The 22257-nt window shown below is 69.2% G+C and carries 20 protein-coding genes; 7 read left to right on the top strand and 13 right to left on the bottom strand.

Features of this window, described 5'->3' with window-relative positions; all coding sequences use genetic code 11:
• Window positions 1–40: 40 nt before the first annotated feature.
• The 4 genes from CRO12_RS00995 to sdhC form a co-directional block, all read right to left on the bottom strand.
• A complete protein-coding gene (locus tag CRO12_RS00995; protein ID WP_218838837.1) occupies window positions 41–1798 on the bottom strand; it encodes a histidine kinase famiy protein in 1758 nt (585 codons plus the stop codon).
• 62 nt (window positions 1799–1860) lie between these two features.
• Complete coding sequence (gene sdhA / locus CRO12_RS00990) at window positions 1861–3663, bottom strand: succinate dehydrogenase flavoprotein subunit (RefSeq protein ID WP_097062176.1); 1803 nt, start codon at window positions 3661–3663, stop codon at window positions 1861–1863.
• On the bottom strand, window positions 3663–4049 hold the full coding sequence (sdhD, locus tag CRO12_RS00985; protein ID WP_097062175.1) for a succinate dehydrogenase, hydrophobic membrane anchor protein: 387 nt from the start codon (window positions 4047–4049) through the stop codon (window positions 3663–3665). The genes sdhA and sdhD overlap by 1 nt, the downstream gene beginning before the upstream one ends.
• Window positions 4050–4052: 3 nt before the next feature.
• Window positions 4053–4484, bottom strand: coding sequence for a succinate dehydrogenase, cytochrome b556 subunit (gene sdhC, locus CRO12_RS00980; RefSeq protein WP_097063256.1), 432 nt, complete (start codon window positions 4482–4484; stop codon window positions 4053–4055).
• Between the two features lie 143 nt (window positions 4485–4627).
• Between sdhC and gyrB the strand changes: the two genes are divergently transcribed.
• Both gyrB and CRO12_RS00970 read left to right on the top strand, forming a co-directional pair.
• Entirely contained in the window at window positions 4628–7120 is a 2493-nt protein-coding gene (gyrB, locus tag CRO12_RS00975; protein ID WP_097062174.1) for a DNA topoisomerase (ATP-hydrolyzing) subunit B, read from the top strand.
• Entirely contained in the window at window positions 7113–7385 is a 273-nt protein-coding gene (locus CRO12_RS00970) for a GNAT family N-acetyltransferase (RefSeq protein WP_097062173.1), read from the top strand. The genes gyrB and CRO12_RS00970 overlap by 8 nt, the downstream gene beginning before the upstream one ends.
• A 378-nt stretch (window positions 7386–7763) precedes the next feature.
• On the opposite strand, the gene glnA is transcribed toward CRO12_RS00970, so the two are convergent.
• From glnA to map, 5 genes are all read right to left on the bottom strand, one after another.
• Window positions 7764–9176: a type I glutamate--ammonia ligase gene (gene glnA, locus CRO12_RS00965; RefSeq protein WP_097062172.1), complete on the bottom strand. Its 1413-nt coding sequence runs from the start codon at window positions 9174–9176 to the stop codon at window positions 7764–7766.
• Between the two features lie 98 nt (window positions 9177–9274).
• Entirely contained in the window at window positions 9275–9613 is a 339-nt protein-coding gene (locus CRO12_RS00960) for a P-II family nitrogen regulator (RefSeq protein WP_097062171.1), read from the bottom strand.
• A 223-nt stretch (window positions 9614–9836) separates the two neighbouring features.
• A complete protein-coding gene (locus CRO12_RS00955; protein WP_097062170.1) occupies window positions 9837–10226 on the bottom strand; it encodes a hypothetical protein in 390 nt (129 codons plus the stop codon).
• 35 nt (window positions 10227–10261) lie between these two features.
• Window positions 10262–11722 carry a DNA/RNA non-specific endonuclease gene (locus tag CRO12_RS00950; protein ID WP_097062169.1) on the bottom strand — a complete coding sequence of 487 codons (1461 nt, stop codon included), beginning with the start codon at window positions 11720–11722 and terminating at the stop codon, window positions 10262–10264.
• A gap of 81 nt (window positions 11723–11803) precedes the next feature.
• The gene (gene map / locus CRO12_RS00945) at window positions 11804–12625 is read right to left on the bottom strand and encodes a type I methionyl aminopeptidase (protein ID WP_097062168.1); all 822 of its coding nucleotides are present in this window, start codon (window positions 12623–12625) and stop codon (window positions 11804–11806) included.
• Window positions 12626–12673: 48 nt separating this feature from the next.
• Between map and CRO12_RS00940 the strand changes: the two genes are divergently transcribed.
• Window positions 12674–13441 (top strand): competence/damage-inducible protein A, encoded by a 768-nt coding sequence (locus CRO12_RS00940; protein WP_097062167.1) that lies wholly within the window; start codon window positions 12674–12676, stop codon window positions 13439–13441.
• 231 nt (window positions 13442–13672) lie between these two features.
• Window positions 13673–14509 carry a ferredoxin--NADP reductase gene (locus CRO12_RS00935; protein WP_097062166.1) on the top strand — a complete coding sequence of 279 codons (837 nt, stop codon included), beginning with the start codon at window positions 13673–13675 and terminating at the stop codon, window positions 14507–14509.
• Between the two features lie 122 nt (window positions 14510–14631).
• Here the strand turns inward: CRO12_RS00935 and CRO12_RS00930 are convergent, their stop codons facing one another.
• Window positions 14632–15882: a dipeptidase gene (locus tag CRO12_RS00930; protein WP_097062165.1), complete on the bottom strand. Its 1251-nt coding sequence runs from the start codon at window positions 15880–15882 to the stop codon at window positions 14632–14634.
• A 64-nt stretch (window positions 15883–15946) separates the two neighbouring features.
• Between CRO12_RS00930 and CRO12_RS00925 the strand changes: the two genes are divergently transcribed.
• The gene (locus CRO12_RS00925; protein ID WP_245858096.1) at window positions 15947–17359 is read left to right on the top strand and encodes an MATE family efflux transporter; all 1413 of its coding nucleotides are present in this window, start codon (window positions 15947–15949) and stop codon (window positions 17357–17359) included.
• Here CRO12_RS00925 and CRO12_RS17840 read toward each other — a convergent pair.
• From CRO12_RS17840 to CRO12_RS00905, 3 genes are all read right to left on the bottom strand, one after another.
• Window positions 17349–18488, bottom strand: coding sequence for a tetratricopeptide repeat protein (locus CRO12_RS17840; RefSeq protein WP_179640791.1), 1140 nt, complete (start codon window positions 18486–18488; stop codon window positions 17349–17351). The genes CRO12_RS00925 and CRO12_RS17840 overlap by 11 nt on opposite strands.
• A gap of 142 nt (window positions 18489–18630) precedes the next feature.
• Window positions 18631–20343, bottom strand: coding sequence for a vWA domain-containing protein (locus CRO12_RS00910; RefSeq protein ID WP_097062163.1), 1713 nt, complete (start codon window positions 20341–20343; stop codon window positions 18631–18633).
• Between the two features lie 95 nt (window positions 20344–20438).
• Window positions 20439–20969 (bottom strand): RNA polymerase sigma factor, encoded by a 531-nt coding sequence (locus CRO12_RS00905; RefSeq protein ID WP_179640789.1) that lies wholly within the window; start codon window positions 20967–20969, stop codon window positions 20439–20441.
• Between the two features lie 212 nt (window positions 20970–21181).
• Between CRO12_RS00905 and CRO12_RS00900 the strand changes: the two genes are divergently transcribed.
• A complete protein-coding gene (locus CRO12_RS00900; protein WP_097062161.1) occupies window positions 21182–22057 on the top strand; it encodes a TorF family putative porin in 876 nt (291 codons plus the stop codon).
• Between the two features lie 108 nt (window positions 22058–22165).
• Window positions 22166–22255 carry a K(+)-transporting ATPase subunit F gene (gene kdpF / locus CRO12_RS00895; protein WP_037531783.1) on the top strand — a complete coding sequence of 30 codons (90 nt, stop codon included), beginning with the start codon at window positions 22166–22168 and terminating at the stop codon, window positions 22253–22255.
• The last annotated feature ends 2 nt before the right edge of the window (window positions 22256–22257 follow it).

Here is a 22257-nt window from a genome sequence, read left to right as displayed (position 1 = left end):
CAGGCAAGGGCGCGTACTCGGTGCGGCCCCGCGCTACGCCTCAAGCCTGCGCCGCGCCGAAGTCGGAGCGCTGCCGTCGCGGACCGTACTCGCCGCGGCGATTGAGCGCCTGGCTGACCCGGTCGAGCAGCTCGGAGCGGCGGTACGGCTTGCTCAGGACGTCGGTCGCCCGCGCCCGCGGGCCGTTGATCACCAGCTCCTCGTTGTAGCCGGTGGTCATCAGCACCGACACGCTCGGATCGCGCTGCGACACGGCATCGGCGAGCATCAGTCCGTTCATGCCGCCCGGCATGACCAGGTCGGTGAACAGGAGGTCGATCCGCTGCCGCTCGTGAATTTCGTCGAACAGGCGCACCGCCTCGTCGCCGCTGGTCGCGGTCGAGATGGCGTAGCCGGCGCTCTCCAGGATCTCGCGGGCGATCGCGAGCACTTCCTCATTGTCCTCGACCACCAGGACGTGAGGCGCGACGCCATCGTCGACTACCGCCGACAGCGTCTGGTGCACGGGCCGCGGGTTCTCGCCGCGCTCGATCGCGACGGTCGGGAACAGCATGCGGATGGTCGTCCCACGACCGGGCTCGCTGTCGATGTCGAGCCGGCCGCCCGACTGGCGGACGAACCCCGTCGCCATGGCGAGACCCAGGCCCGTGCCCTTGCCGACGCCCTTGGTCGTGAAGAACGGCTCGGTCGCGCGCTCCAGCACCGCGGCGGACATGCCTTGACCCTCGTCGCGGACCTCCAGCGCCACATAGTCGCCGGGGGCGAGCGCGTTAATGTCGTCGCCGGCCTCCAGCTTCACGGGCAGGGTGGAGATGGTGACCAGCCCGCCGTTCGGCATCGCATCGCGCGCGTTGTTGACGATGTTGAGCAGCGCCATCTCGAGCTGATCGGGATCGATCACCACCGGCGGCAGCCCACGCCGCAGCGAGAGGTGGATATCCGCCTGCTTGTTGATCGAACTCTCCAGCAGGTCGGAGAACTCGGACACGAGCTGCGTGAGGTCGAGCGCGCGCGGCTCGAGTCGGGTCTTGCGCGCGAAGGCGAGCAGCTGGCGCGTCAGCTTGGCCCCGCGCTCCGCCGCCGACTGGGCGGAAGTGACGTAGCGCTTGATCTTGTCGGGATCGGTCGCGTTCGCGACCAGCTCCAGGTTACCGTTCACGACCTGAAGCAGGTTGTTGAAGTCGTGGGCGAGCCCGGCGGTCAGCTGACCGATCGACTCCATCTTCTGCGCCTGACGGTAGCTCTGCTCGGTGTTGCGGCGCCGGGTCACGTCGAGCTGGCTGGCAAAGAAGTAACGGAGGTTGCCGGCGGTGTCGTAGACCGGTCCGATGAACACCGCATTCCAGAACGGCGATCCGTCGCGGCGATAGTTGAGCAGCTCGAGCGCGATCGCCTGCTTCGACTGAACGGCGTCGCGGAGCGCCGACACCGAGTTTCGATCGGTCTGCGCCCCCTGGAGAAAGCGACAGTTGCGGCCGAGGATCTCGCCTTCCTCGTAACCGGTGAGGTCTAGGAACGCCTTGTTCGCAAAAACGATTGGATTGTCGTCGATATTCGGATCCGTGAGGATCATCGGCATCCGCGTCATCTCGATCGCTGCGAAGAACACGCCGCCGCGATCGTTCAGGTCGGGATCCGTGATCGTGCTCTCACGCCAATGATGGAGCCCGGAGCGCTCGATCGGCTCACTGGCACCGACGTCCATGGCACCGTCCGCCGGCCGGCCGGCGGCGAGGCCGGTCGGATCAACGTCGTCATGCGGCGCATGCGGCAGATCGTTGTCTCGAGGCGACGACATGGGGCGTGGCTAACCGCTACAACCGTGCAGCGCAAGCAGGACGGGGCTGGGTCCGTTGTCGATCAGTACACCCGCTTCTTGGGCTCGATATAGTCGACATCGTCGGTCAGCGTGTAATCGTGAACCGGGCGGTAATCGATCGCAACCGCACCGTCCTTGCCGCCCCAGCCGCGGAACGTCGCAGTGGTGTGCTTCATCCACTCCGCGTCGTTCCGGTCGGGGAAGTCCTCGTGCATGTGAGCGCCGCGCGATTCCTTACGATTCTCGGCGCAGCGCATCGTCACCACCGCCTGCGCGAGCAGGTTGTCGAGCTCCAGCGTCTCGACCAGGTCGGTGTTCCAGATCAGCGAGCGGTCGGTGATCCCGATATCGCCCATGCTGCGGTAAACCTCGTCGACCTTGGCCACGCCCTCGCTCAGCAGCGCGCTGTCGCGGAACACGGCGCAGTGCTTCTGCATCGTCTTCTGCATCTGCGACCGGATCGCCGCGGTCGGCGTAGCGCCCTTCGCCTGGCGGAAGTGGTCCAGGCGACCGATCGCCAGCTCCTCCGATCCCTTGGGCAGCGGGTTGTGCGGCGTGTTGGGCTTCAGCGTCTCCTTGAGGCGCAAGCCGGTCGCGCGGCCGAACACCACCAGGTCGATAAGGCTGTTGGAGCCCAGGCGATTGGCGCCGTGGACGCTGACGCACGCCGCCTCGCCGACCGCGTACAGCCCCGGCACCACCGCGTCGGGATCGCCGCTCGCGGGGTTCACGACCTCGCCGTGATAGTTACAGGGGATGCCACCCATGTTGTAGTGGACGGTCGGCACGACGGGGAGCGGCTGGCGGGTCAGGTCCACGTTGGCGAAGACCTTGCCCGTCTCGGTGATGCCGGGCAGCCGCTCGGCCAGCACCTTGGGGTCGATGTGGTCGAGGTGAAGGAAGATATGGTCGGCTTCCTTGCCGACGCCGCGCCCCTCTCGGATCTCCGCCGCCATCGACCGCGACACCACGTCGCGGCTCGCCAGGTCCTTGGCGCTCGGCGCATAGCGCTCCATGAAGCGCTCGCCCTCCGAGTTCGTGAGATAGCCGCCCTCGCCACGGGCACCCTCCGTGATCAGCACGCCCGCGCCGTAAATTCCGGTCGGGTGGAACTGCACGAACTCCATGTCCTGGAGCGGCAGGCCGGCGCGCAGCACCATCGCGTTGCCATCACCGGTGCAGGTGTGCGCGGACGTCGCGGAAAAGTAGACGCGGCCGTAGCCGCCGGTCGCGAGCACGACCGCGTGGCTGCGGAAGCGGTGGATCGAACCGTCCTCCATGCACAGCGCGATCACGCCGCGGCAGACGCCGTTTTCCATGATCAGGTCGAGCGCGAAATACTCGACGTAGAAGTCGGCGTCGTACTTAAGGCTCTGCTGGTAGAGCGCGTGGAGCATGGCGTGCCCCGTGCGGTCGGCGGCGGCACAGGTGCGCTGCACGGGCGGGCCGGCGCCCATGTTCTGCATGTGGCCGCCGAACGGGCGCTGGTAGATCGTCCCATCCTCGTTGCGGCTGAACGGCACGCCCGCATGCTCCAGCTCGATCACCGCCTGCGGTGCCTCGCGCACCATGTACTCGATTGCGTCCTGGTCGCCGAGCCAGTCGGAGCCCTTGACCGTGTCGTACATGTGCCACGACCAGTGATCGGGCGAGTTGTTGCCGAGGCTGGCGGCGATCCCGCCCTGTGCCGCGACCGTGTGGCTGCGGGTCGGGAACACCTTGGTGATGCAGGCGGTTTTCAGGCCCGCCTCGGCCGATCCCATGGTCGCGCGCAGCCCCGATCCACCGGCGCCGACGACGACGGTGTCGTAGGTGTGATCGATGATCTTGTAGGCGTCAGCCATTACTTGGGCGTCCCCGTGAGTGCGATGCGCAGGATCGCGAAGATCGCGGTCGCGCCTGCGCCTATGGTGAAGACGTTGAGGAGGATCAGCGCCGCGATCCGGCGTGCGTCGTGCTGATAGTCCTCGATCACGACCTGCAGTCCCAGCCGGAAATGAGTGAAGACCGACACAATCAGCAGGACGAGCGGGATCGCGACCCAGGGGCTCGCCACCCAGCGCGTCACGTCGGCGTGGGCGTAGGCGGGCAGGCGGGCGACCGAGACGATGAACCACAGCATCAGCAGCAGGTTCGTGCCGGCGGTCACCCGCTGGCGCCACCAGTGATGCGCGCCCTCCTTGGCGCTGCCCAGGCCGCGGACGCGGCCGAGTTCGGTACCGGTTCCCATGTTTCAGCGCCCCCCGACGATATAGGCACAGAGGGCAATGGTCGCGAGCGGCGCGAAGACGAGGGTCGCGATCGCCGACGCCTTGTTGCGCTTCAGCTCGTAATTGGCGCCCACGTCCATGAACAGGTGGCGGACGCCGTTCGCCATGTGCTGGAAGAACGCCCAGCTCATGCCGACGCCGAGCACCCAGCCGACGATGTTGAGCGCACCCGTGTCGGTCGTGAACAGATCAAGGAAGCGGGCGTAGCTCTCCGCCCCGCCGGCAGCGGCGGCGAGCCACCAGACCAGCAGCACGGCCCCGAGCGTCGCCATCGCCGAGCCCGTCGCGCGGTGCAGGATCGACACCGTCATGTGCGGCCCCCACACGTAGTGGAGGCGCATCGGGCCGTTGAACAGGTGCGGCGAACGGGGGCGACTGGGGCGCGCGGTGGCCAAGATCACGTCCTTTGTGCAGGTGCGAGCGGCTACTTGGCGTGGTGGGACGGGGGATGCAAGTATCTGTCCACTGTTGCGAGCGGGTCGCGGGAGCGCAGCCCATTTCGCTTCCGTTTCCTAGGCGCTCTGCCTATATCCTCGGCATGACAGACACCCCCGAGAACACCCCCAACAGCAACGATTACGGCGCCTCCTCGATCAAGGTGCTGAAGGGCCTGGATGCGGTGCGCAAGCGCCCGGGCATGTACATCGGCGACACCGACGACGGCTCCGGCCTCCACCATATGGTGTTCGAGGTGTCGGACAACGCGATCGACGAGGCGCTAGCGGGGCACTGCGACCGGATCGTCATTCAGCTGAACGCCGACGGCTCGGTCTCGGTCGAGGACAACGGCCGCGGCATTCCGACCGGCATCCACCCGGAGGAGGGTGTCTCCGCCGCCGAGGTCATCATGACCCAGCTCCACGCCGGCGGTAAATTCGAAAACACCAGCGACGACAATGCCTACAAGGTGTCGGGCGGGCTTCACGGCGTCGGCGTTTCGGTGGTGAATGCGCTCAGCGAGTTCCTCGACTTGACGATCTGGCGCGACGGTGAGGAGCATTACATGCGCTTCGCCCACGGTGATGCGGTCGCACCGCTGAAGGTCGTCGGCCCCGCGCCGGAGGGCAAGAAGGGCACGCGCGTGACCTTTCTGGCGTCGCCCGCCACGTTCAAGATCACCGAGTACGACTTCGACAAGCTCGAGCACCGCTACCGCGAGCTCGCCTTCCTCAACTCGGGCGTGCGCCTGTTCCTGCGCGACGCGCGGCACGAGGAGGTGAAAGAGATCGAGCTGTTCTACGAGGGCGGGATCGCCGCGTTCGTGAAGTGGCTCGATCGCAACAAGACGCCGCTGATGCCCGATCCGATCGCGATCGCGGGCACCCGTGACGACGTGACCATCGACGTCGCGCTGGAGTGGAACGACAGCTACTACGAGAACGTCCTCGCCTTCACCAACAACATCCCCCAGCGCGACGGCGGCACCCACATCGCCGCGTTCCGCGCCGCGCTGACCCGCACGATCAACAATTACGCGGATCGCTCGGGGCTGCTGAAGAAGGAGAAGGTGTCCCTCACTGGCGACGACATGCGCGAGGGGCTGACCGCGATCGTCTCCGTCAAGCTGCCCGACCCGAAGTTCTCGTCGCAGACCAAGGACAAGCTGGTCTCGTCCGAGGTCCGTCAGCCGCTTGAATCGCTAATGGCCGACAAGATGGCCGAGTGGCTGGAAGAGAATCCGAACGTCGCCCGCCAGATCATCCAGAAGGTGATCGACGCCGCCGCCGCGCGCGAGGCGGCGAAGAAGGCGCGCGAGCTGACCCGGCGCAAGGGCGTGATGGATATCGCCTCGCTGCCCGGCAAGCTCGCCGACTGCCAGGAGCGCGATCCCGCCAAGTCCGAGCTGTTCCTGGTCGAGGGTGACTCGGCCGGCGGCTCCGCCAAGCAGGGCCGCGACCGCCACTATCAGGCGATCCTGCCGCTCCGGGGCAAGATCCTGAACGTCGAGCGCGCCCGCTTCGACCGGATGCTGTCGTCACGCGAGATCGGGACGCTGATCCAGGCGATGGGCACCGGGATCGGCCGGGACGACTTCAAGCTCGACAAGCTGCGCTACCACAAGATCGTCATCATGACGGACGCCGACGTCGACGGCGCGCACATCCGCACGCTGCTGCTGACCTTCTTCTACCGTCAGATGCCGGAGATCATCGCGGCCGGGCACCTCTACATCGCGCAGCCGCCGCTCTACAAGGCGACCAAGGGCCGGTCCGAGGTGTACCTCAAGGACGACGGCGCGCTCGACGAGTATCTTGTTGAGGCGGGCGTCGGCGCGACCGTGCTGGAGGGGGCGGGCCTCATCCGCTCTGGCGCCGACCTGCGCACGCTGGTCGATCACGCGCGGCGGATGCGGACGCTGATGCGCTTCGTGCCGCGCCGCTACGACGCGAACATCGTCGAGTCGCTGGCGCTCGCGGGGGCGCTCGATCCGGAGTCGACCCGCGAGGTTCGCGCCGAGCGGCTGGCGGCGGTCACCGCGCGGCTCGACCAGACCGACGACGACGCGCGGTGGAGCGCGCGGGTCACAGAGGAGGGCGGCTTCCACTTCGAGCGGGTGTGGCGCGGCGTCACCGACCACCACATCATCGAGGCGAGCTTCATCCAGTCGGCGGAGGGGCGCAAGCTCCACGCGCTCGCGGCCGAAGCGGCCGACAGTTATGCGCAGCTCGCCAAGCTGGTGCCGCTCAAGGGGGCTGCTGCTACCGAAGAGGCCGGTGACGAGGACGAGGTTGCGGTGACTGCCGGCAAGGGCGAAGCGCTGGTCGCGCGGCCGTCGCAGCTGCTGGAGGCGGTGCTGGCGAGCGGGCGCAAGGGCCTCGCCATCCAGCGCTACAAGGGGCTGGGCGAGATGAACGCCGAGCAGCTGTGGGAAACGACGCTCGATCCGTCGAACCGCTCGATGCTGCAGGTCGCGATCGACCAGGCCGATGTGGCCGACGAGATCTTCACCCGCCTGATGGGCGACGTGGTGGAGCCGCGCCGCGAGTTCATCCAGGAGAACGCGCTGACGGTCGCCAATCTCGATGTCTGAGGTGACCGACAACCGCGCGGAGTCCCGCTACGAGCTGGTCGTCGACGGGCAGGTGGCGGTAGCGGCGTACGAGCTCGATGGTGACACGATCACCTTCACGCACACGGTGGTGCCGCGCGTGCTGGAAGGGCAGGGCATCGGCTCGCGGCTGGTGAAGGCGGCGCTGGAGGACGCGCGGGCGCGGGGGCTGAAGGTCGTGCCGCGCTGCGCGTTCGTGGCGACCTATGTCGAGCGGCATCCGGAGTGGGGTGATTTAGTCGCTTGATCCGTGCTCTCGCGCAGACGGAAGCTTAGGATCACTCAGCGGCTCGTGATTGGCTCTGGGCTCCCGCCTGCGCGGGAGCACGGGAGCGTGGATTGCAGGCGTTCGCGCTGTCCACCATCGTCACCCCGGACTTGATCCGGGGTCCATCTGTCCACATGCGCTGCGCTCGCGCCCCTGGTCGGATCGCTTGCGGAGCCGTGGCCCCCGGATCAAGCCCGGGGTGACGAGAGGATGAAAGGGCGCCCGGTGCTCCCGGACGCCCTCCCAATCACCGCCGCAGCGAAGCCGCGTCGTCGGTCCTTGCTGTAGCAAGGCCGGCCGGCAGCGGGTGTGCGGACCTAGCTTCGCTGGTCTGCACCGCGCGCCGGCGCGGCGCGCTCACCCGCTGTAGTACATGTCATACTCGACCGGGCTCGGCGTCATCTCCCAGCGGGCGACCTCGCCGCGCTTGATCTCGACGTAGGCCTCGATCTGGTCCTTCGAGAACACGTCGCCCTTCAGCAGGAAGTCGTGATCGGCCTCCAGCGCGTCGAGCGCCTCGCGGAGCGAGCCGGCGACCGTCGGCACCTCGGCGAGCTCGGCCGGGGGCAGGTCGTACAGGTTCTTGTCCATCGCCTCGCCCGGATGAAGCTTGTTCTGGATGCCGTCCATTCCCGCCATCATCAGCGCGGCGTAGGCGAGATACGGGTTTGCGAGCGCGTCGGGGAAGCGGACCTCGACGCGCTTCGACTTCGGCCCCGTCCCGTACGGGATGCGGCACGACGCCGAGCGGTTGCGCGCCGAATAGGCCAGCAGCACCGGCGCCTCGTACCCCGGCACCAGCCGCTTGTACGAGTTGGTCGACGGGTTGGTGAAGGCGTTCACTGCCTTCGCGTGCTTGATGATGCCGCCGATGAAGTAGAGGCACAGGTCGGAGAGGCCCGCATAGCCGTTGCCGGCGAACAGCGGCGTCTTGCCGTCCCAGATCGAGAAGTGGGTGTGCATGCCCGAGCCGTTATCCTCCTTGATCGGCTTGGGCATGAAGGTTGCGGTCTTGCCGTAGGCGTGCGCGACCTGGTGCACGACGTACTTGTATATCTGCATCCGGTCCGCAGTGGTCGTCAGCGTGCCGAAGGTCAGGCCGAGCTCGTGCTGCGCGGCCGCCACCTCATGGTGGTGCTTGTCGCAGGGCAGGCCCATCTCGATCATCGTGGAGACCATTTCCCCACGAATATCCACAGCGCTGTCCACAGGCGCGACCGGGAAGTAGCCGCCCTTGGCGCGGGGACGGTGGGCAAGGTTGCCGCCCTCATACTCACGGCCCGAATTGCCCGGGAGCTCGATGTCGTCGATCTTGTAGTAGCTGGTCGAGTAGCTGTTCTCGAACCGCACATCGTCGAACAGGAAGAACTCCGCCTCCGGCCCGACATAGACGGTGTCGCCGACGCCGGTGGTCTTCAGGTAGGCCTCGGCGCGCTTGGCGGTCGAGCGCGGATCGCGCGCGTAGAGTTCGCCGGTCGAGGGCTCGACGATGTCGCAGAACACGATCAGCATCGGCGTCGCCGAGAAGGGATCGGTGTAGACCGCGTCCAGATCGGGCTTCAGCACCATGTCCGACTCGTTGATCGCCTTCCAACCCTCGATGGAGGAGCCGTCGAACATGAGGCCGTCGGTCCACTCGTCCTCGCCCATCACGGACGCGACCATGGTCAGGTGCTGCCACTTGCCCTTGGGGTCGGTGAACCGCAGGTCGATCCACTCGATCTCCTCGCTCTCGATCTTCTTCAGGATGTCTGCGGCCGTGGTCGCCATGGTGGATGCCCTCTGCTCTTCGGGTGAAGCCGCGCCGGTGCGGGCGGCAGAATCATGTTGCGTCGCGGTGCGACATTTTCACAGGATATTGCGCCGCGTCAAATCGCGTCTTCGTTGCGCTCGCCCGTGCGGATGCGCAGCGCCGTCTCGACCGGGATGACGAAGATCTTGCCGTCGCCGATCCGGCCGGTCTGCGCGGCGGCGGCGATCGCCTCCACCACGCGCTCGGCAAGCCCGTCCTCGACGACCACCTCCAGCTTCACCTTGGGCAGGAAATCGACGACGTACTCGGCGCCGCGGTAGAGTTCGGTATGGCCTTTCTGCCGGCCGAAGCCCTTGGCCTCCGTAACGGTGATGCCGCTGACGCCGACTTCGTGCAGCGCCTCCTTCACCTCATCAAGCTTGAACGGCTTGATGACTGCTTCGATCTTCTTCACGGAATCGCCTCCCCGCTGGTGCGCCTATCAAGAGCCGTGCCAGCTCCGCAAATCAAGGTGACGTGTGCGTCCGTTTCGCAGCGGAACGATGACGACTGCCGCAATATGCGGCAAACCGGCGGCGCTGCTCACGAATCGCGCAGTGACGGTGAGGGCACCTTGTCGAGTGAAAGATCAACGCCTGCGGTCATCGTTGCGGCAGCGGGCGCTTGATCGTTGCCCCTCAAGCGGGGCGAAGCGACAGGGCGAAGCGCTTGGGATCCTTGATGTCCGGGGCCCACTTGTCGCCGTCATAGTCGAAGTCGATGTCGACTCGCCCGGTCGCGCGGCTGATCTGCACGAGACACTTCTTCCAGGGCTCCTGCCCCGGCACCCGCATGGCGCCGCGCAGCTCGGTGCCGACATCGAGCGTGTCGAACGACGGAATGGCGGCATCCCACTCGGCGGCGTCCCAGTAGCGGTAGCCGTACATCCGCTCCTGCCGGTCGAGGTCGATTACTACCGCGATCGCCGACCATTGCTGATCGGCGAATTCCGGGCTGCGGACGATCTCGCGGCCCAAGTCCTGGATCAAGGCGTCGGCGCGGTCGCGATCGAAGGAAGCGTTTGCCATGAGGAGCAGGCCTGCCAGTAGGAGAGCGATCGGCCTCACTGGCCGAGCGTACGCCGGATATCAGCGGTCGGCACCCGCGCAAAGACCTGGTCGGCTTGATTGGCGAAGCGCGCACCGTTGCGGAAGACGCGCTCCCCGGCCTCGTTCAGCACCTCATAGGCGACCCGGACCTGATCCGGCCGGTCACCCGTGCCGCCGAGCAGCTCGACGTTCACCTTCACCGTGCCGCCGTTCTCGATCCAGGCGGCCCACTCATTCTCCATCGTCTTGTAGGCGGAACGATTGAAGTTGAAGTTCTGCGGGAACATGTTGCGCGTTCCCTGGTCGCCCAGGAAGCGGTGGCCGATGACGTGGCCGGCATCGTCGTCGGCCAGGCCGCGCTCGCGGACGCGGTCCTGCGCTGCAAGCTCGTCGCTGCCCCGCGCTGCGCCGCTCGGCTGCAGCTCGGACAGCGTGGCGCTGACCTTGGTCGGGCGACCCTGCGCATCCACCGTCCACTCGACGCTGTTGCGGCCGATCCGGGCAGAGAGCACGCCGGCGTCGGCAACCTCGTCCGCGCCGCGGGCGCCGGCCCCGAACAGCTCGTCCAGCTGGGTCTTCATCGTTTGGATCGACTCGCGTGCCGCGGTGGGCAGCTGCTCGATCGCGCCGGTGGGGATCTTGTCGACCGCGTCCTTGATCGCGCGCAGCCCGGGCTCCAGCGCCTCGCGCGCGGCCGGGTTGCTGGCGGCGAGCCGGACGGCGTCGGCAACCGTTCCGGCGAGCTTCGGCAGGCGGGCGAGCTTCGCCGTGTCGCCGACGTAGGAGAAAACGCCGAGCCCTGAGATGCCGGCGTCGAGCGCGCGCGAGCCGAAGGCGCCCCAGCTCCGCTGCGTGATCCCGTCGTACACGCCCCGGCCGAGCGAGATGACGGCGTTGCTGCCATCGGCGAACGGCGTCGGTTCGAAGATGCCGACGACATCGAGCCCGATCTGGGTGAGATCGAGGGCGAGGGTGCCGAGGTCGGGACCGTTGGCCGCGGCCGACCGCGGTGCCGCCTCCACCTGCGCCAAGGTCAGCCCGCTCGACTGCATCGTGCGCAGCCCGGCCTCGATCCGGGCGACGTCGTCGGTAACGGCGTTGCCGTCGCCCCAGATCCGGTCGAAGCGCGCGTAGAGCGCGGCGCGGCTCGCATCGGCAGGCCGATCGAAATCCTGGCGGACCGTCGGCGCGGTCGCCTGGAACGTCACCGGCTGCGCATCCGGCGCGGTGATGCTGTAGCGGGCACTAGCATAGTCGCCGCGCTGCACCGGGGTGAGCCGCGCGAGCGTCGCCGCTTCCACGGCGGTGCCGAGCGCCGGATCGTCCGCCTTCACCGCCTCGATCGCGGCGCGCAGCTTGCCCATGTCGCCGTCCGCATCGGCGATCGCCCGTCCGGCGACCACGGCAGGGTCGGGATCGTTGCGCCGCTGGAAGCTCGGCTGGATGGAAGACAGGATCGCCGTTGCGCCGGACATGGAACCGCTCCTCTTGCGTGCGGCTCTTCCCCTACGCCGGTCGTGCGATCCGGTCCCTAGACGATCCGTCTAGGCGGGGACTCAGTACGGCGGCTTGTGGAAGCCCTTGGGCGAGAGCGTGAAGATCTCGCAGCCGTCCTCGGTGATGCCGATCGAGTGCTCGAACTGCGCCGAAAGCGAGCGGTCGCGCGTCACCGCGGTCCAGCCGTCGTCGAGCAGCTTCACGTCGGGCTTGCCGATGTTGATCATCGGCTCGATCGTGAAGAACATGCCCCGCCTGAGCTCCGGTCCCGTGCCCGGGCGGCCGACATGGACCACCTCCGGCGCGTCGTGGAACAGCTGGCCGACGCCGTGGCCGCAGAAATCGCGAACGACGCTGTAGCGCTGGCGCTCGGCATGGGTCTGGATCGCGTGGGACACGTCGCCCAGCCGTGCGCCGGGCTTCGCCTGCTCGATCCCGATCATCAGGCACTCGTAGGTCACCTCGACCAGCCGCTTCGCCTTGATGGGGACGTTGTCGCCGATCAGGTACATGCGGCTGTTGTCGCCGTGCCACCCGTCCAAGATGACGGTCGCGTCGATGTTGACGATGTCGCCGTCCTTCAGCGCCCGATCGCCCGGGATGCCGTGGCAGACGACATGGTTGATCGAGATGCAGCTCGAGTGCGTGTAGCCGCGATAGCCGAGCGTCGCGGGCACGCCGCCGCCCGCCACCATCGTTTCGTACACGATGCGGTCGAGCTCGGCGGTGGTCACGCCCGGGACGGCATGGGGCACGACCGCGTCCAGCGCCTCCGCGGCGAGCCGCCCGGCCCGGCGCATGCCCTCGAACCCGTCCGGACCGTGGAGGCGGATCGCGCCGGTTCGGGTGAGGGGCGCGTCGTCGGTCACATAGTCTGTCATGGCATGGCATATAGCGGCTGCGGCGCGGTTTCGCTATGCGCCTGGGTCATGACACGCATCTGGACGGCCGCGCTGGCGGTGATCGGTGACGAGATCCTCTCCGGGCGAACCCAGGACAAGAATGTCGCGCAGCTCGCGTCCTGGCTGAACGTCCAGGGCATCCGCCTGGCCGAGGTCCGGATCGTGCCGGACGTCGAGGACCGGATCGTCGCCGCGGTGCGGGCGCTGGCGGCGGAGAACGACTATCTGTTCACGACCGGCGGGATCGGACCGACCCACGACGACATCACCGTCGATGCGGTCGCCAGGGCAGCGGGCGTCGGCGTCGTCGTCCACCCGGAGGCGCGCGCGATCCTGGAGCGCTACTACGAGACGCGCGGCGGGCTGACGGAGGCGCGGTTGCGGATGGCGCGGGTGCCGGAGGGGGCGACCCTGATCCACAACCGCGTATCGGGGGCACCCGGCATCAGGCTCGGCAACTGGTTCGTCATGGCGGGCGTGCCCCACATCACCGCCGGCATGCTCGACACGCTGACCGGCACGCTGGAGGGCGGGCGCCCGGTGGTCAGCCGCACGATCGGCGGCTGGGTGGCGGAGAGCGAGGTGGCCGACCTGCTCCGCCAGGCCGAGCGCGATGCGGGCGGGGAGGGTGACGCGCGCGTGTCGATCGGCAGCTATCCCTTCTTCCGCGACGGGCGGGTCGGCGCCAATTTCGTGGTCCGTTCGGCCGATTCCGCCCGAGCGGACGCCTGCGTCGCCGACCTGCGCGCGCGTCTGCAGGGGGCGGGGTACGTCATTACGGACGGCGGTATCTGACCTACCGTCGTGTCAGCGAAGGCTGGCATCCATGTCTCTCGCCGCGAGCGGTGACGTTCCGCTGATGACCGGCAGACATGGACCCCAGCCTTAGCTGGGGTGACGATAGTCGAGGCTTGGCCAACCCACCCTTTACCGCGGCGCCCGATAGCTTGCTTGTCCGCGCGCCGGATCGAATCTAGAGCGCCGCGGTTACCCCCAACATCTGCGAACGTTTCGCAACGAGGATTGATGTCGACCTTGCCCGAGCTTGCCCCCGCCACCGACCGCGCGCCTCTCGTCCAGCCCGAGAGCGCCGCCTTCGACACCGTCAAGGTTCTGTGGGTCAAGCACTGGAACGAGCATCTGTTCAGCCTAGCGGTAGAGCGGCCGGCTTCCATGCGCTTCCGCTCGGGCGAGTTCGTGATGCTGGGCCTGCACGACGGCAACAAGCCGCTGGTGCGGGCCTACTCGGTCGCCAGCCCATCCTGGGCGGACGAGCTGGAGTTCCTGTCGATCAAGGTCGCCGAGGGGCCGCTCACGTCGCGGTTGCAGCAGGTTGAGGCGGGCGACGAGCTCTACCTCGGCCGCAAGCCGACCGGCACGCTCGTCGCCGACGCGCTGCTCGGCGGCAAGCGGCTGTTCCTGCTGTCGACCGGCACCGGGCTCGCGCCCTTCCTGTCGGTCGCGCGCGATCCCGACATCTACAGCCGCTTCGATACGGTGGTGGTCGCGCACTCGGTCCGGCGGGTCAGCGACCTCGCTTATCATGATGAGCAGGTCGCACGCTGGAGCGAGGACCCGCTGGTCAGCGAGGAGGCAGGCGCGCAGTTCTTCTACGTTCCAACCGTCACCCGCGAACCGTTCCACACCTCGGGCCGGATCGGCGCGCTGCTCGAGAACGGCCAGCTGTTCCCCGACGGGCTCGGCGGCGAGAAGCGGCTCGATCCCGAAAGCGACCGCGTGATGCTGTGCGGCTCCACCGCCATGATCCGCGAGACCGCCGAGCTGCTCGACGGCCTCGGCTTCACCGAAGGATCGAACGCCGATCCGGGCACCTACGTCATCGAGCGCGCGTTCGTCGGCTGAGCGTTACATCAACTGTCACCCCGGCGCAGGCCGGGGTCCAGTCGCGAGACGATCGTTGGTAAGCACACCGCCTGCTCGCTGAGTTGGTCGCTACTGGACCCCGGCCTGCGCCGGGGTGACAATCAGGGCGTGGTGGCAGAGCCCGGATCATTCGCGTCGACCGGCGGCACGCTCGCCAGCTCGCGCGCGACCGCCTCGACCCGGTCCATGACGCGCAGCACGTTGCCCTGCGACAGCTTGGCGAGGTCAGCGTCGCTCCACCCGCGGCGGGCGAGTTCGGCAAACAGCAGCGGATAGCTGTCGACCCCCTTCATGCCGACGGGACCCGCGCCGCTGATGCCGTCGAAGTCGGCGCCGATCCCGACATGATCGTGGCCAGCGACCCGCGCGATATGCGCGACGTGGTTCGCGACCGTAGCGGCGTCCACCACCGGCTCGGGATGGGCCCGATCCCAGTCTGCAAGCGCGCCGTTCGCCCGACCGACCGGCGGCAGATCCTGGAGCCCGGCCTGCTTGGCCGCGGCTCGCCTGCCGTTGTCCCAGCCGTTCCACGCTTCGGACAGGAAAGCGGGGTAGAAGTTGACCATCACCACACCGCCGTTGGCCGCGATACGCCTGAGCAGGGCGTCCGGGATGTTGCGCGGCCGGTCGGCGAGCGCGCGGGCGGAAGAGTGCGACGCGATCACCGGCGCGCGGCTGACGTCGAGCACCGCGGCCATCGTGGCGTCCGACACGTGGCTGACGTCGGCGATCATGCCGACCCGGTTCATCTCCGCCACCACCTGCCGACCGAACGGCGACAGCCCGCCGGCGCGGGCGGCGTCGGTGGACGAATCGGCCCAGCCGAGGCTCTTGCCGTGGGTCAGCGTCATGTAGAGCACGCCCAGGTTGCGGAATTCGCGGAGCGCCGACAGGCGGCCGCCGATCTGATGGCCGCCCTCCATCCCGATCATCGACGCGACCTTGCCCGCTGCGGCGATCCGGCGGACGTCGGCGGCGGTGCGCGCGAGCTCGAACGCCTGCGGGTAGCGGCGGACGATCCGGTGGACGATGTCGATCTGGTCGAGCGTGGTCTGGACGGCGGCGGCGCCGGTCACGTCGGCGGGGATGTAGACCGACCAGAACTGCCCCCCGACCCGCCCTTTCTTCAGCCGCGGAATGTCGGTCTGGAGCGGCTTGGTGAGGCGTGAGGTGTCGCGGGTCAGGTCGACCGCGTCGAGCCGTGCGTCATACTCGGTGCGGATCTCCCAGGCGAGATCGTTGTGCCCGTCGATCACTGGCGCGCGGGCGAGCACCCGGTCGACGCGGGGCGGGATGGCGGCGGGCGGGGCGGCCTGGGCGAGCAGCGCCGCCCATAGGAGAACTGCGGTCATGCCGCCACGATAACGACTCGCGCGAGCGTCGCAATCGCCGGGAGGCACGGCTAAGGCGCAGCGGGTGACCGCTGTTGCCGCTCCCTCGCTGTCGCCGCTCCGATCGCAGACGTGGCGCGACGAACTGCCCGCGCTCCTCCGCCTCGCGGTGCCGCTGGTCGGCGCCAATCTGCTCCAGATGGCGATCTCCGCGGTCGACGTGATCTTCGTCGCGCGGCTCGGTGCCCCCGACCTCGCCGCCGCGACGCTGGGTGCGTTCCTGTTCAACCTCCTGAGCTATGCGCTGATCGGCCTGTCGGGCGCGGCGGCACCGCTGATCGCCGCCGAACTGGGTCAGCGCGCGCATGCGGTGCGGGAGGTCAGGCGCAGCTTCCGCATGGCGTTGTGGGTCGGCGTGATCGGCTCGATCGTTCCGATGCTGCTACTATGGCACGGCGAGCTGCTGCTCGGCGCGCTGGGGCAGGAGGTGGAGGTCGCGCGTCGCGCCGGCGCGTTCCTTCGCGTGCTGACGGTGGCGGTGCCGCTCGCGGTCGCGGCCGGCGTGATGCGCACCGCCGCCGCGGCGCTCGGGCGGCCGGGCTGGACTTTCACGATCACCGCGCTGGCGCTCGCGCTCAATCTCGTCGGCAACTGGGTGTTCGTGTTCGGGCGGCTCGGCGTGCCCGCGCTGGGGCTGCTCGGGTCGGCGCTCGCCAACCTGCTCTGCTTCGCCGCGATGGCGGCCGCCTACGCGGCGGTGCTGCTCGGCGACCGCCGCCTGCGCCGCTACCACCTGTTCGGGCGCTGGTGGCGCTTCGATGCGGAGCGGGCACGAACGATCCTGCGGCTCGGGCTGCCGATCATGCTGATGTGGATGCTGGAGGGCGGGCTGTTCAGCGGCGCGGCGCTGCTGATGGGGCTGATCGGCGTGACGGAGGTGGCGGCGCACGGCATCGCGCTCAATATCGCCGCCTTCACCTTCCAACTGCCGTTCGGCATCGCGCAGGCATCCACCGTGCGCGTCGGCCTGGCGTTCGGCGCCAGGAACCCGCGCGGCATCGCGCTCGCCGGCAATGTCGCGCTCGCGGCGGGGATCGCGGTCATGGCGGTGACCGCGGCGGTGATCTGGGCGATCCCGGACGCGCTCGTCGGGCTCTACATCGACCGCGCGCGGGCGGCCGACCTCGCCGTCGCACGCACCGCCACCGCCTTCCTGGCGATCGCGGCGGTTTTCCAATTGGTCGACGGGGCGCAGGCGGTCGCCGCGGGCGTGCTGCGCGGGCTGCAGGACACCCGCGTGCCGATGCTGGTCGCGCTGTTCGGCTACTGGGTGATCGGCTTCGGCGCGTCGGTGGTGCTCGGTTTCTACACCCCGCTCGGCGGAGAGGGCGTGTGGTGGGGGCTGGCGATCGGGCTGCTGGCGGTCTCGCTGATGCTCGGCGCCCGTTGGCGTGCGCGCGTCCGGCTCGGGCTGGTGCCGGCCGCGGTCAGCGGATGACCGCGCGGTAGCCGGGATCGATCGCTAGCGCGCGGGCCGCGTCGGCCGCCGCGCCGGCGGCGTCGCCGCGCTGCGCGCGGAGCAGGCTGCGCTGGTAGAGCGCCTGCGCCGATCGCGGCGCGAGCCGGATCGCGCGATCGAGATCGGCGCGGGCGCCCCGCGCGTCACCGCGCCGCGCGCGGAGCATGCCACGGTTAAGATGGGCGAGCGCGGGATCGTCGCCCGCCGCCACCGCGCGGTCCAGCGCCGCGGCTGCCGCGCGATCGTCGCCGCCCCAAGCGTAACCGAGTGCGTCGGCCAGCAGCGCGTCGCTGCGTCCCCGGCGGCCGGGCCGCGCCGGGTCGATCGCCGACCGGCAGGCGGCAAGACTCCGGGCCGGATCGTCGATGGTGCACGCGTTCCAGCCGCCGCGCGCCGCGCTCGGCGTCGCGCGTAGCTCGGCCAGTGCCAGTGCGGCACGCCCGTCCCGGCGCGCGACGTTGGCACCGGTGACCACGATCTCGTCACCGGACGAGCCTTCGGCCTCTCTCGCCGGCTCGGCAGCGGCGCGGGCCATCGCCGCAGGCGGTGCCGCCGGTGCGGGAGGGGGCGGTGGTGACGGCGGCGGCGGCGGAGGAGGAGGAGGAGGAGGAGGGGGGGGCGGCGGCGGCACGACCTTCTGTGATTCGATCAGCGCGGGCGCGGTGGAGACGGGCGGCGGGGCGGACACCACCTCCGCCGCGGCGCGATCCTCGACCGGAGCCTCCCGGATCGTCGGTGCGGGTGCCTCCGCCGGTCTCTCAAGCCTCGCCGCATCGGCGAGCGCCGGCTGCTCCTGATCGGTTCGCTTGGACGCGGTCGGCACCGTTGCGGGCGCGCGCGCCGCTTGCTCGGCTCTGGGCGGTGTGGCCTCGCGAAACGCCGGCGTGTTCCACAGCGTCACGCTGACGACGCCGACCAGCGCCACAGTGACGAGCGCCGACAGCTGCGGCCAGCGCCGCGACCGCGGTGGGCGCGCCGTCGGCGCGGCCCCGTCCGCCTCCACCCCGTCGAAGCGCGCGAGCGCCGCGTCGATCGCCGCGCGTCGCTGCGCCGGTCGCGGCGGCGGCGCAGGGGGCAGCAGCGACGCCGGATCGCCGCGATCGCTCACGCGCCCGTCACCTGCCGGCGGACCGGGCACCGGCGCTGATCGGGCGAGGAGACGGTCGGGAGCATCTGGTCGTCGCCTATAGCCGCAACGCACCGGGTGCGCGACCCGATCGGGTGCCGCCCGGCGACACCCGAACGGCGCGTCAGCGCTCCAGTTGCGCCATCGAGGCCGCGGTCTTCGCCTGCCGGACGAGCTGGACGAACTCCGCGCGATACCCGAACGGATCGTCGCCGCGCGCACCGCCCGCGATGCGCAGCACGTCGTCGTAGCTCGTCGTGCCGCTGTACTTGCCACCGCGCAGCAACTCGCCGAACGCCGCGACCCCGACGGCGAAGCGTGCATCGCGCGGCGCGTCCTCCAGCCGGGCGAACGCGCCGGCGCGGCGGATCGGGGTGGCGAGCAGCCGGCTCGCCGACGCCTTCGGCAGCTTGTAACGGATCTTGACGAAGCCGTACTCGCCCCCGCCGGTCGCAGTGGCCGGGGTCGGCCGGGCGTAGCGCAGGTCGCCGCTCGCGCGCGGGCCGCCGACCGGCACGATCTCGTACAGCGCGGTCACGGTCTGACCCGACCCGACCTCGCCCGCATCGACCCGGTCGTTCTCGAAGTCCTCGCGCGCCAGCATCCGCGTCTCGTATCCGATCAGCCGGTACTCGGCGACGGTTGCGGGGTTGAACTCGACCTGGATCTTCACGTCCTTGGCGATAGGGAACAGCGTCGCACTCGCCTCCTCAACCAGCGTCTTGCGCGCTTCCGCGACCGTGTCGATGTAGGCGGCCGCGCCATTGCCGTTCTGCGCCAGCGTCTGCATCAGCGCGTCGTTGTAGTTCCCCATCCCGAAGCCGAGCACGGACAGGAAGACGCCCTTTGCGCGCTCGCGCTCGACGAAGCCCTTCAGGGCGTCCGGATCGGTAATGCCGACGTTGAAGTCGCCGTCGGTCGCCAGGATCACGCGGTTGACGCCGCGCGGGTCGAGGTTCTGCTGCGCAAGTGCATAAGCCTGGCGGATCCCCTCCGCCCCAGCCGTGCTGCCGCCGGCACCCAGCCGGTCGAGCACCGCCAGGATACGCGCCTTGTCCGCGACCCGGGTAGGTTCGAGCGCGGTGCCCGCCTGGCCGGCATAGGTCACGATCGCTACGCGGTCGTTCGGGTCGAGCTGCTCGAGCAGCATCGCCAGCGACTGCTTGACGAGCGGCAGCCGGTTGGGCGCGCTCATCGAGCCGGAGGTGTCGATCAGGAAGACGAGGTTGGCGCGGGGCCGGACGGCGCGCGTGATCTCGTACCCGCGGATGCCGATGCGGACGATCTTGCGACCTGCCGTCCACGGGCTCGGCATGACCGCGACATCGGTGCTGAACGGCTCTGCGGCGGAGCGGGCGGGCGCGTATGCGTAGGGGAAATAGTTGACCAGCTCCTCGACCCGCACCGCTGCGGGCTGCGGCAGGACATTCCGGGTGAGGGAGGCGCGCACGAAGGCGTAGGATGCGGTGTCGACGTCGATGGAGAAGCTGGAGACGGGCTCCTCGCGCACCTGCCGGAAGGGGTTGGACTGGGTGGCAGTAAAGCGGTCGCGCGCCTCGACCTGAACAGGTCGTGGGAAGTTCGGCTCCTGCATCCTCATCAGGCGGGGGGCTGCGGGAGCCGGCGGCGGGGGCGGTGGGGGCGGCGGCGGGATGGTCGCGAGCGATGCGATCACTCCCGGCACATGCTGGCCGGTGACGATGATCTCCTCCGCTCCGGCCCGTGCAGCGGCGTTGGCGGCGGCGCTTTCAACCGGCTCGCTGTCGCGGTGTGCGGCGCAGGCGGCAAGCAGGACGGAGACCGCGACGAGGCCGGCAATGGATCGAGCTTGGGACATTGATGCTCCCCTTCAGGGTCACGCGGGCACCATCACCCGCATGACCCTTCGACGCGGGATCGCGGCCGATCCTTGGGAGCGCGCGAAGAAAAACTTCAGGCCGTGGCATCGCCCTGCGAGAGCAGCCGGCGGACCTCGTGCATCCGCCACGACACCGTCGCCTCCGCCACGCCGAGCAGCGCGGCCGCCTCCGCGTGGCTCAGCTGCTGACCGGCGACCAGCGCCACCGTGTCACGGTAGGCGGGCTTCAGCCGGGCGACGGCGCTCGTGACCCACATGGCGTCGTGGAGGTCGCGGCCGTCCGGGCGCGGCGCCAGCCCCGTGACGACCGCCAGCCGCTCGGCAAGGCCGCGCAGCGATCGGCGGCGGCGGTGCAGGTCGCGCGCGGCATTGAGGGTGATCCCGCACAACCAGGTCGTGAACTTCGCCTCGCCGCGAAAGCCGCCGATCTTTTCGACCAGCGCGCAGCACACGTCCTGCGCGACGTCTTCCGCGTCCGCGCGCGAGCCGGTCAGTTGCCAGGCAAGGCCGTGGACTCGGTCGTAGTGCCGCTCCAGCAGCGCGGCAAAGGCGGCGCGATCCCCCGCCTGCGCGGCCCGGACCAGCTCCCCGTCAGGATCGTCCAACAACCACGCCCCCGCATCCCCGCCGCGTGACGGCGCTGTAGCACCACCGCCGCGGCGGGGCGAGAGACCGGCCGGCGTCGCACAACGCGAACACTATGCGCGCACTATGCGAAAGCAGGGAATCGCTCTCGAATTCCTATGCGTCATCCGCCTAATCGCCTGTTCCTGAAGGCGGCGCGCATTGACGACCGCCGCTACCAAGAGGTGCGGGAATGACGTTCTATCAGGCTGCGGCGCTTGTGCTGCTCGCGGCGTCGCCGGTCGCGGCGCAGGCGCAGACGACGGCTGGCGACACGGCGGATGCGGGCGAGACGGAACCGCCCGCCGCGATCACGGTCAGCGGTTCGGCCGCGATCGCCTCCGACTACCGTTTCCGCGGCGTGTCGCAGTCGGACCGGGAAATGGCGGTGCAAAGCGGGATCACGGTTGGGCACCGCAGCGGCGTCTACGCGGGCGTGTGGGCGTCGAACCTGGCCAGCTGGGGAACGTTCGGCGGCGCCAACATGGAGCTGGACCTGATCGGCGGCTACAAGGCCGCCCTCGCCGACAACGCGACGCTGGACGTCGGCCTGACCTGGTACATGTATCCGGGCGGCGCGGACAAGACCGACTTCGCGGAGCCCTACGTCAAGCTGACCGGAACGACCGGCCCCGCCACCCTCACCGCAGGCGCGGCCTATGCGCCCAAGCAGCAGGCGCTCGGCCGCTGGTACCGCACCGGCGCCGATGCGGCGGCGGGCGTGTATACTGATCCCGGCGCCAAGGACGACAACCTCTACCTGTGGGGCGACGGCGCGTTCGCGCTCGTCGGCACGCCGATCACCGCCAAGGCGCACATCGGGCACAGCTGGGGCCAGGATGGACTGGGGCCCAACGCGACCGCCGTGTCACCGACGGGCAAGTATTGGGACTGGTCGATCGGCGCGGATGCCACTTTCCGCAACCTGACCTTCAATCTCTCGTGGGTCGACACGAACATCTCCAATCGGGAGGCAGGATACCTGCGCCCGAGCTTCAGCAAGGGCCAGGACGGCACCGGCAACATTGCCGGCAGCACGGTGCTGGCCTCGCTGACGGCTGCGTTCTGACAGGAGGCCGCTGATGGAAGACCTGCTCTGGATCGCGATCATGGTGGGGCTGGTCGGGCTGACGCTCGCCTACGCCCGCCTCTGCGACAATGCCTAAGGGATGACGCGATGACCCTCGATCTCTGGCTCGCCGCGCTCACCGCGCTCGGGCTGCTCGTCTACCTGGTGGCGGTGCTGATCCGCCCCGAACGCTTCTGAAG

It is taken from the genome of Sphingomonas guangdongensis (genome assembly GCF_900199185.1).
Taxonomy (GTDB): domain Bacteria; phylum Pseudomonadota; class Alphaproteobacteria; order Sphingomonadales; family Sphingomonadaceae; genus Sphingomonas; species Sphingomonas guangdongensis.
The sequence above is the reverse complement of the archived record's forward strand: the minus strand, read 5'-3'. Positions and strand labels throughout refer to the sequence as shown.

Excerpts from the sequence above, each read along its gene's own strand:
- CRO12_RS00995 (WP_218838837.1), bottom strand. The coding sequence starts at position 1,798 with ATGTCGTCGCCTCGAGACAACGATCTGCCGCATGCGCCGCATGACGAC.
- sdhA (WP_097062176.1), bottom strand. The coding sequence starts at position 3,663 with ATGGCTGACGCCTACAAGATCATCGATCACACCTACGACACCGTCGTC.
- sdhD (WP_097062175.1), bottom strand. The coding sequence starts at position 4,049 with ATGGGAACCGGTACCGAACTCGGCCGCGTCCGCGGCCTGGGCAGCGCC.
- gyrB (WP_097062174.1), top strand. The coding sequence starts at position 4,628 with ATGACAGACACCCCCGAGAACACCCCCAACAGCAACGATTACGGCGCC.
- CRO12_RS00970 (WP_097062173.1), top strand. The coding sequence starts at position 7,113 with ATGTCTGAGGTGACCGACAACCGCGCGGAGTCCCGCTACGAGCTGGTC.
- glnA (WP_097062172.1), bottom strand. The coding sequence starts at position 9,176 with ATGGCGACCACGGCCGCAGACATCCTGAAGAAGATCGAGAGCGAGGAG.
- CRO12_RS00955 (WP_097062170.1), bottom strand. The coding sequence starts at position 10,226 with ATGGCAAACGCTTCCTTCGATCGCGACCGCGCCGACGCCTTGATCCAG.
- CRO12_RS00950 (WP_097062169.1), bottom strand. The coding sequence starts at position 11,722 with ATGTCCGGCGCAACGGCGATCCTGTCTTCCATCCAGCCGAGCTTCCAG.
- map (WP_097062168.1), bottom strand. The coding sequence starts at position 12,625 with ATGACAGACTATGTGACCGACGACGCGCCCCTCACCCGAACCGGCGCG.
- CRO12_RS00940 (WP_097062167.1), top strand. The coding sequence starts at position 12,674 with ATGACACGCATCTGGACGGCCGCGCTGGCGGTGATCGGTGACGAGATC.
- CRO12_RS00935 (WP_097062166.1), top strand. The coding sequence starts at position 13,673 with ATGTCGACCTTGCCCGAGCTTGCCCCCGCCACCGACCGCGCGCCTCTC.
- CRO12_RS00930 (WP_097062165.1), bottom strand. The coding sequence starts at position 15,882 with ATGACCGCAGTTCTCCTATGGGCGGCGCTGCTCGCCCAGGCCGCCCCG.
- CRO12_RS00910 (WP_097062163.1), bottom strand. The coding sequence starts at position 20,343 with ATGTCCCAAGCTCGATCCATTGCCGGCCTCGTCGCGGTCTCCGTCCTG.
- CRO12_RS00900 (WP_097062161.1), top strand. The coding sequence starts at position 21,182 with ATGACGTTCTATCAGGCTGCGGCGCTTGTGCTGCTCGCGGCGTCGCCG.
- kdpF (WP_037531783.1), top strand. The coding sequence starts at position 22,166 with ATGACCCTCGATCTCTGGCTCGCCGCGCTCACCGCGCTCGGGCTGCTC.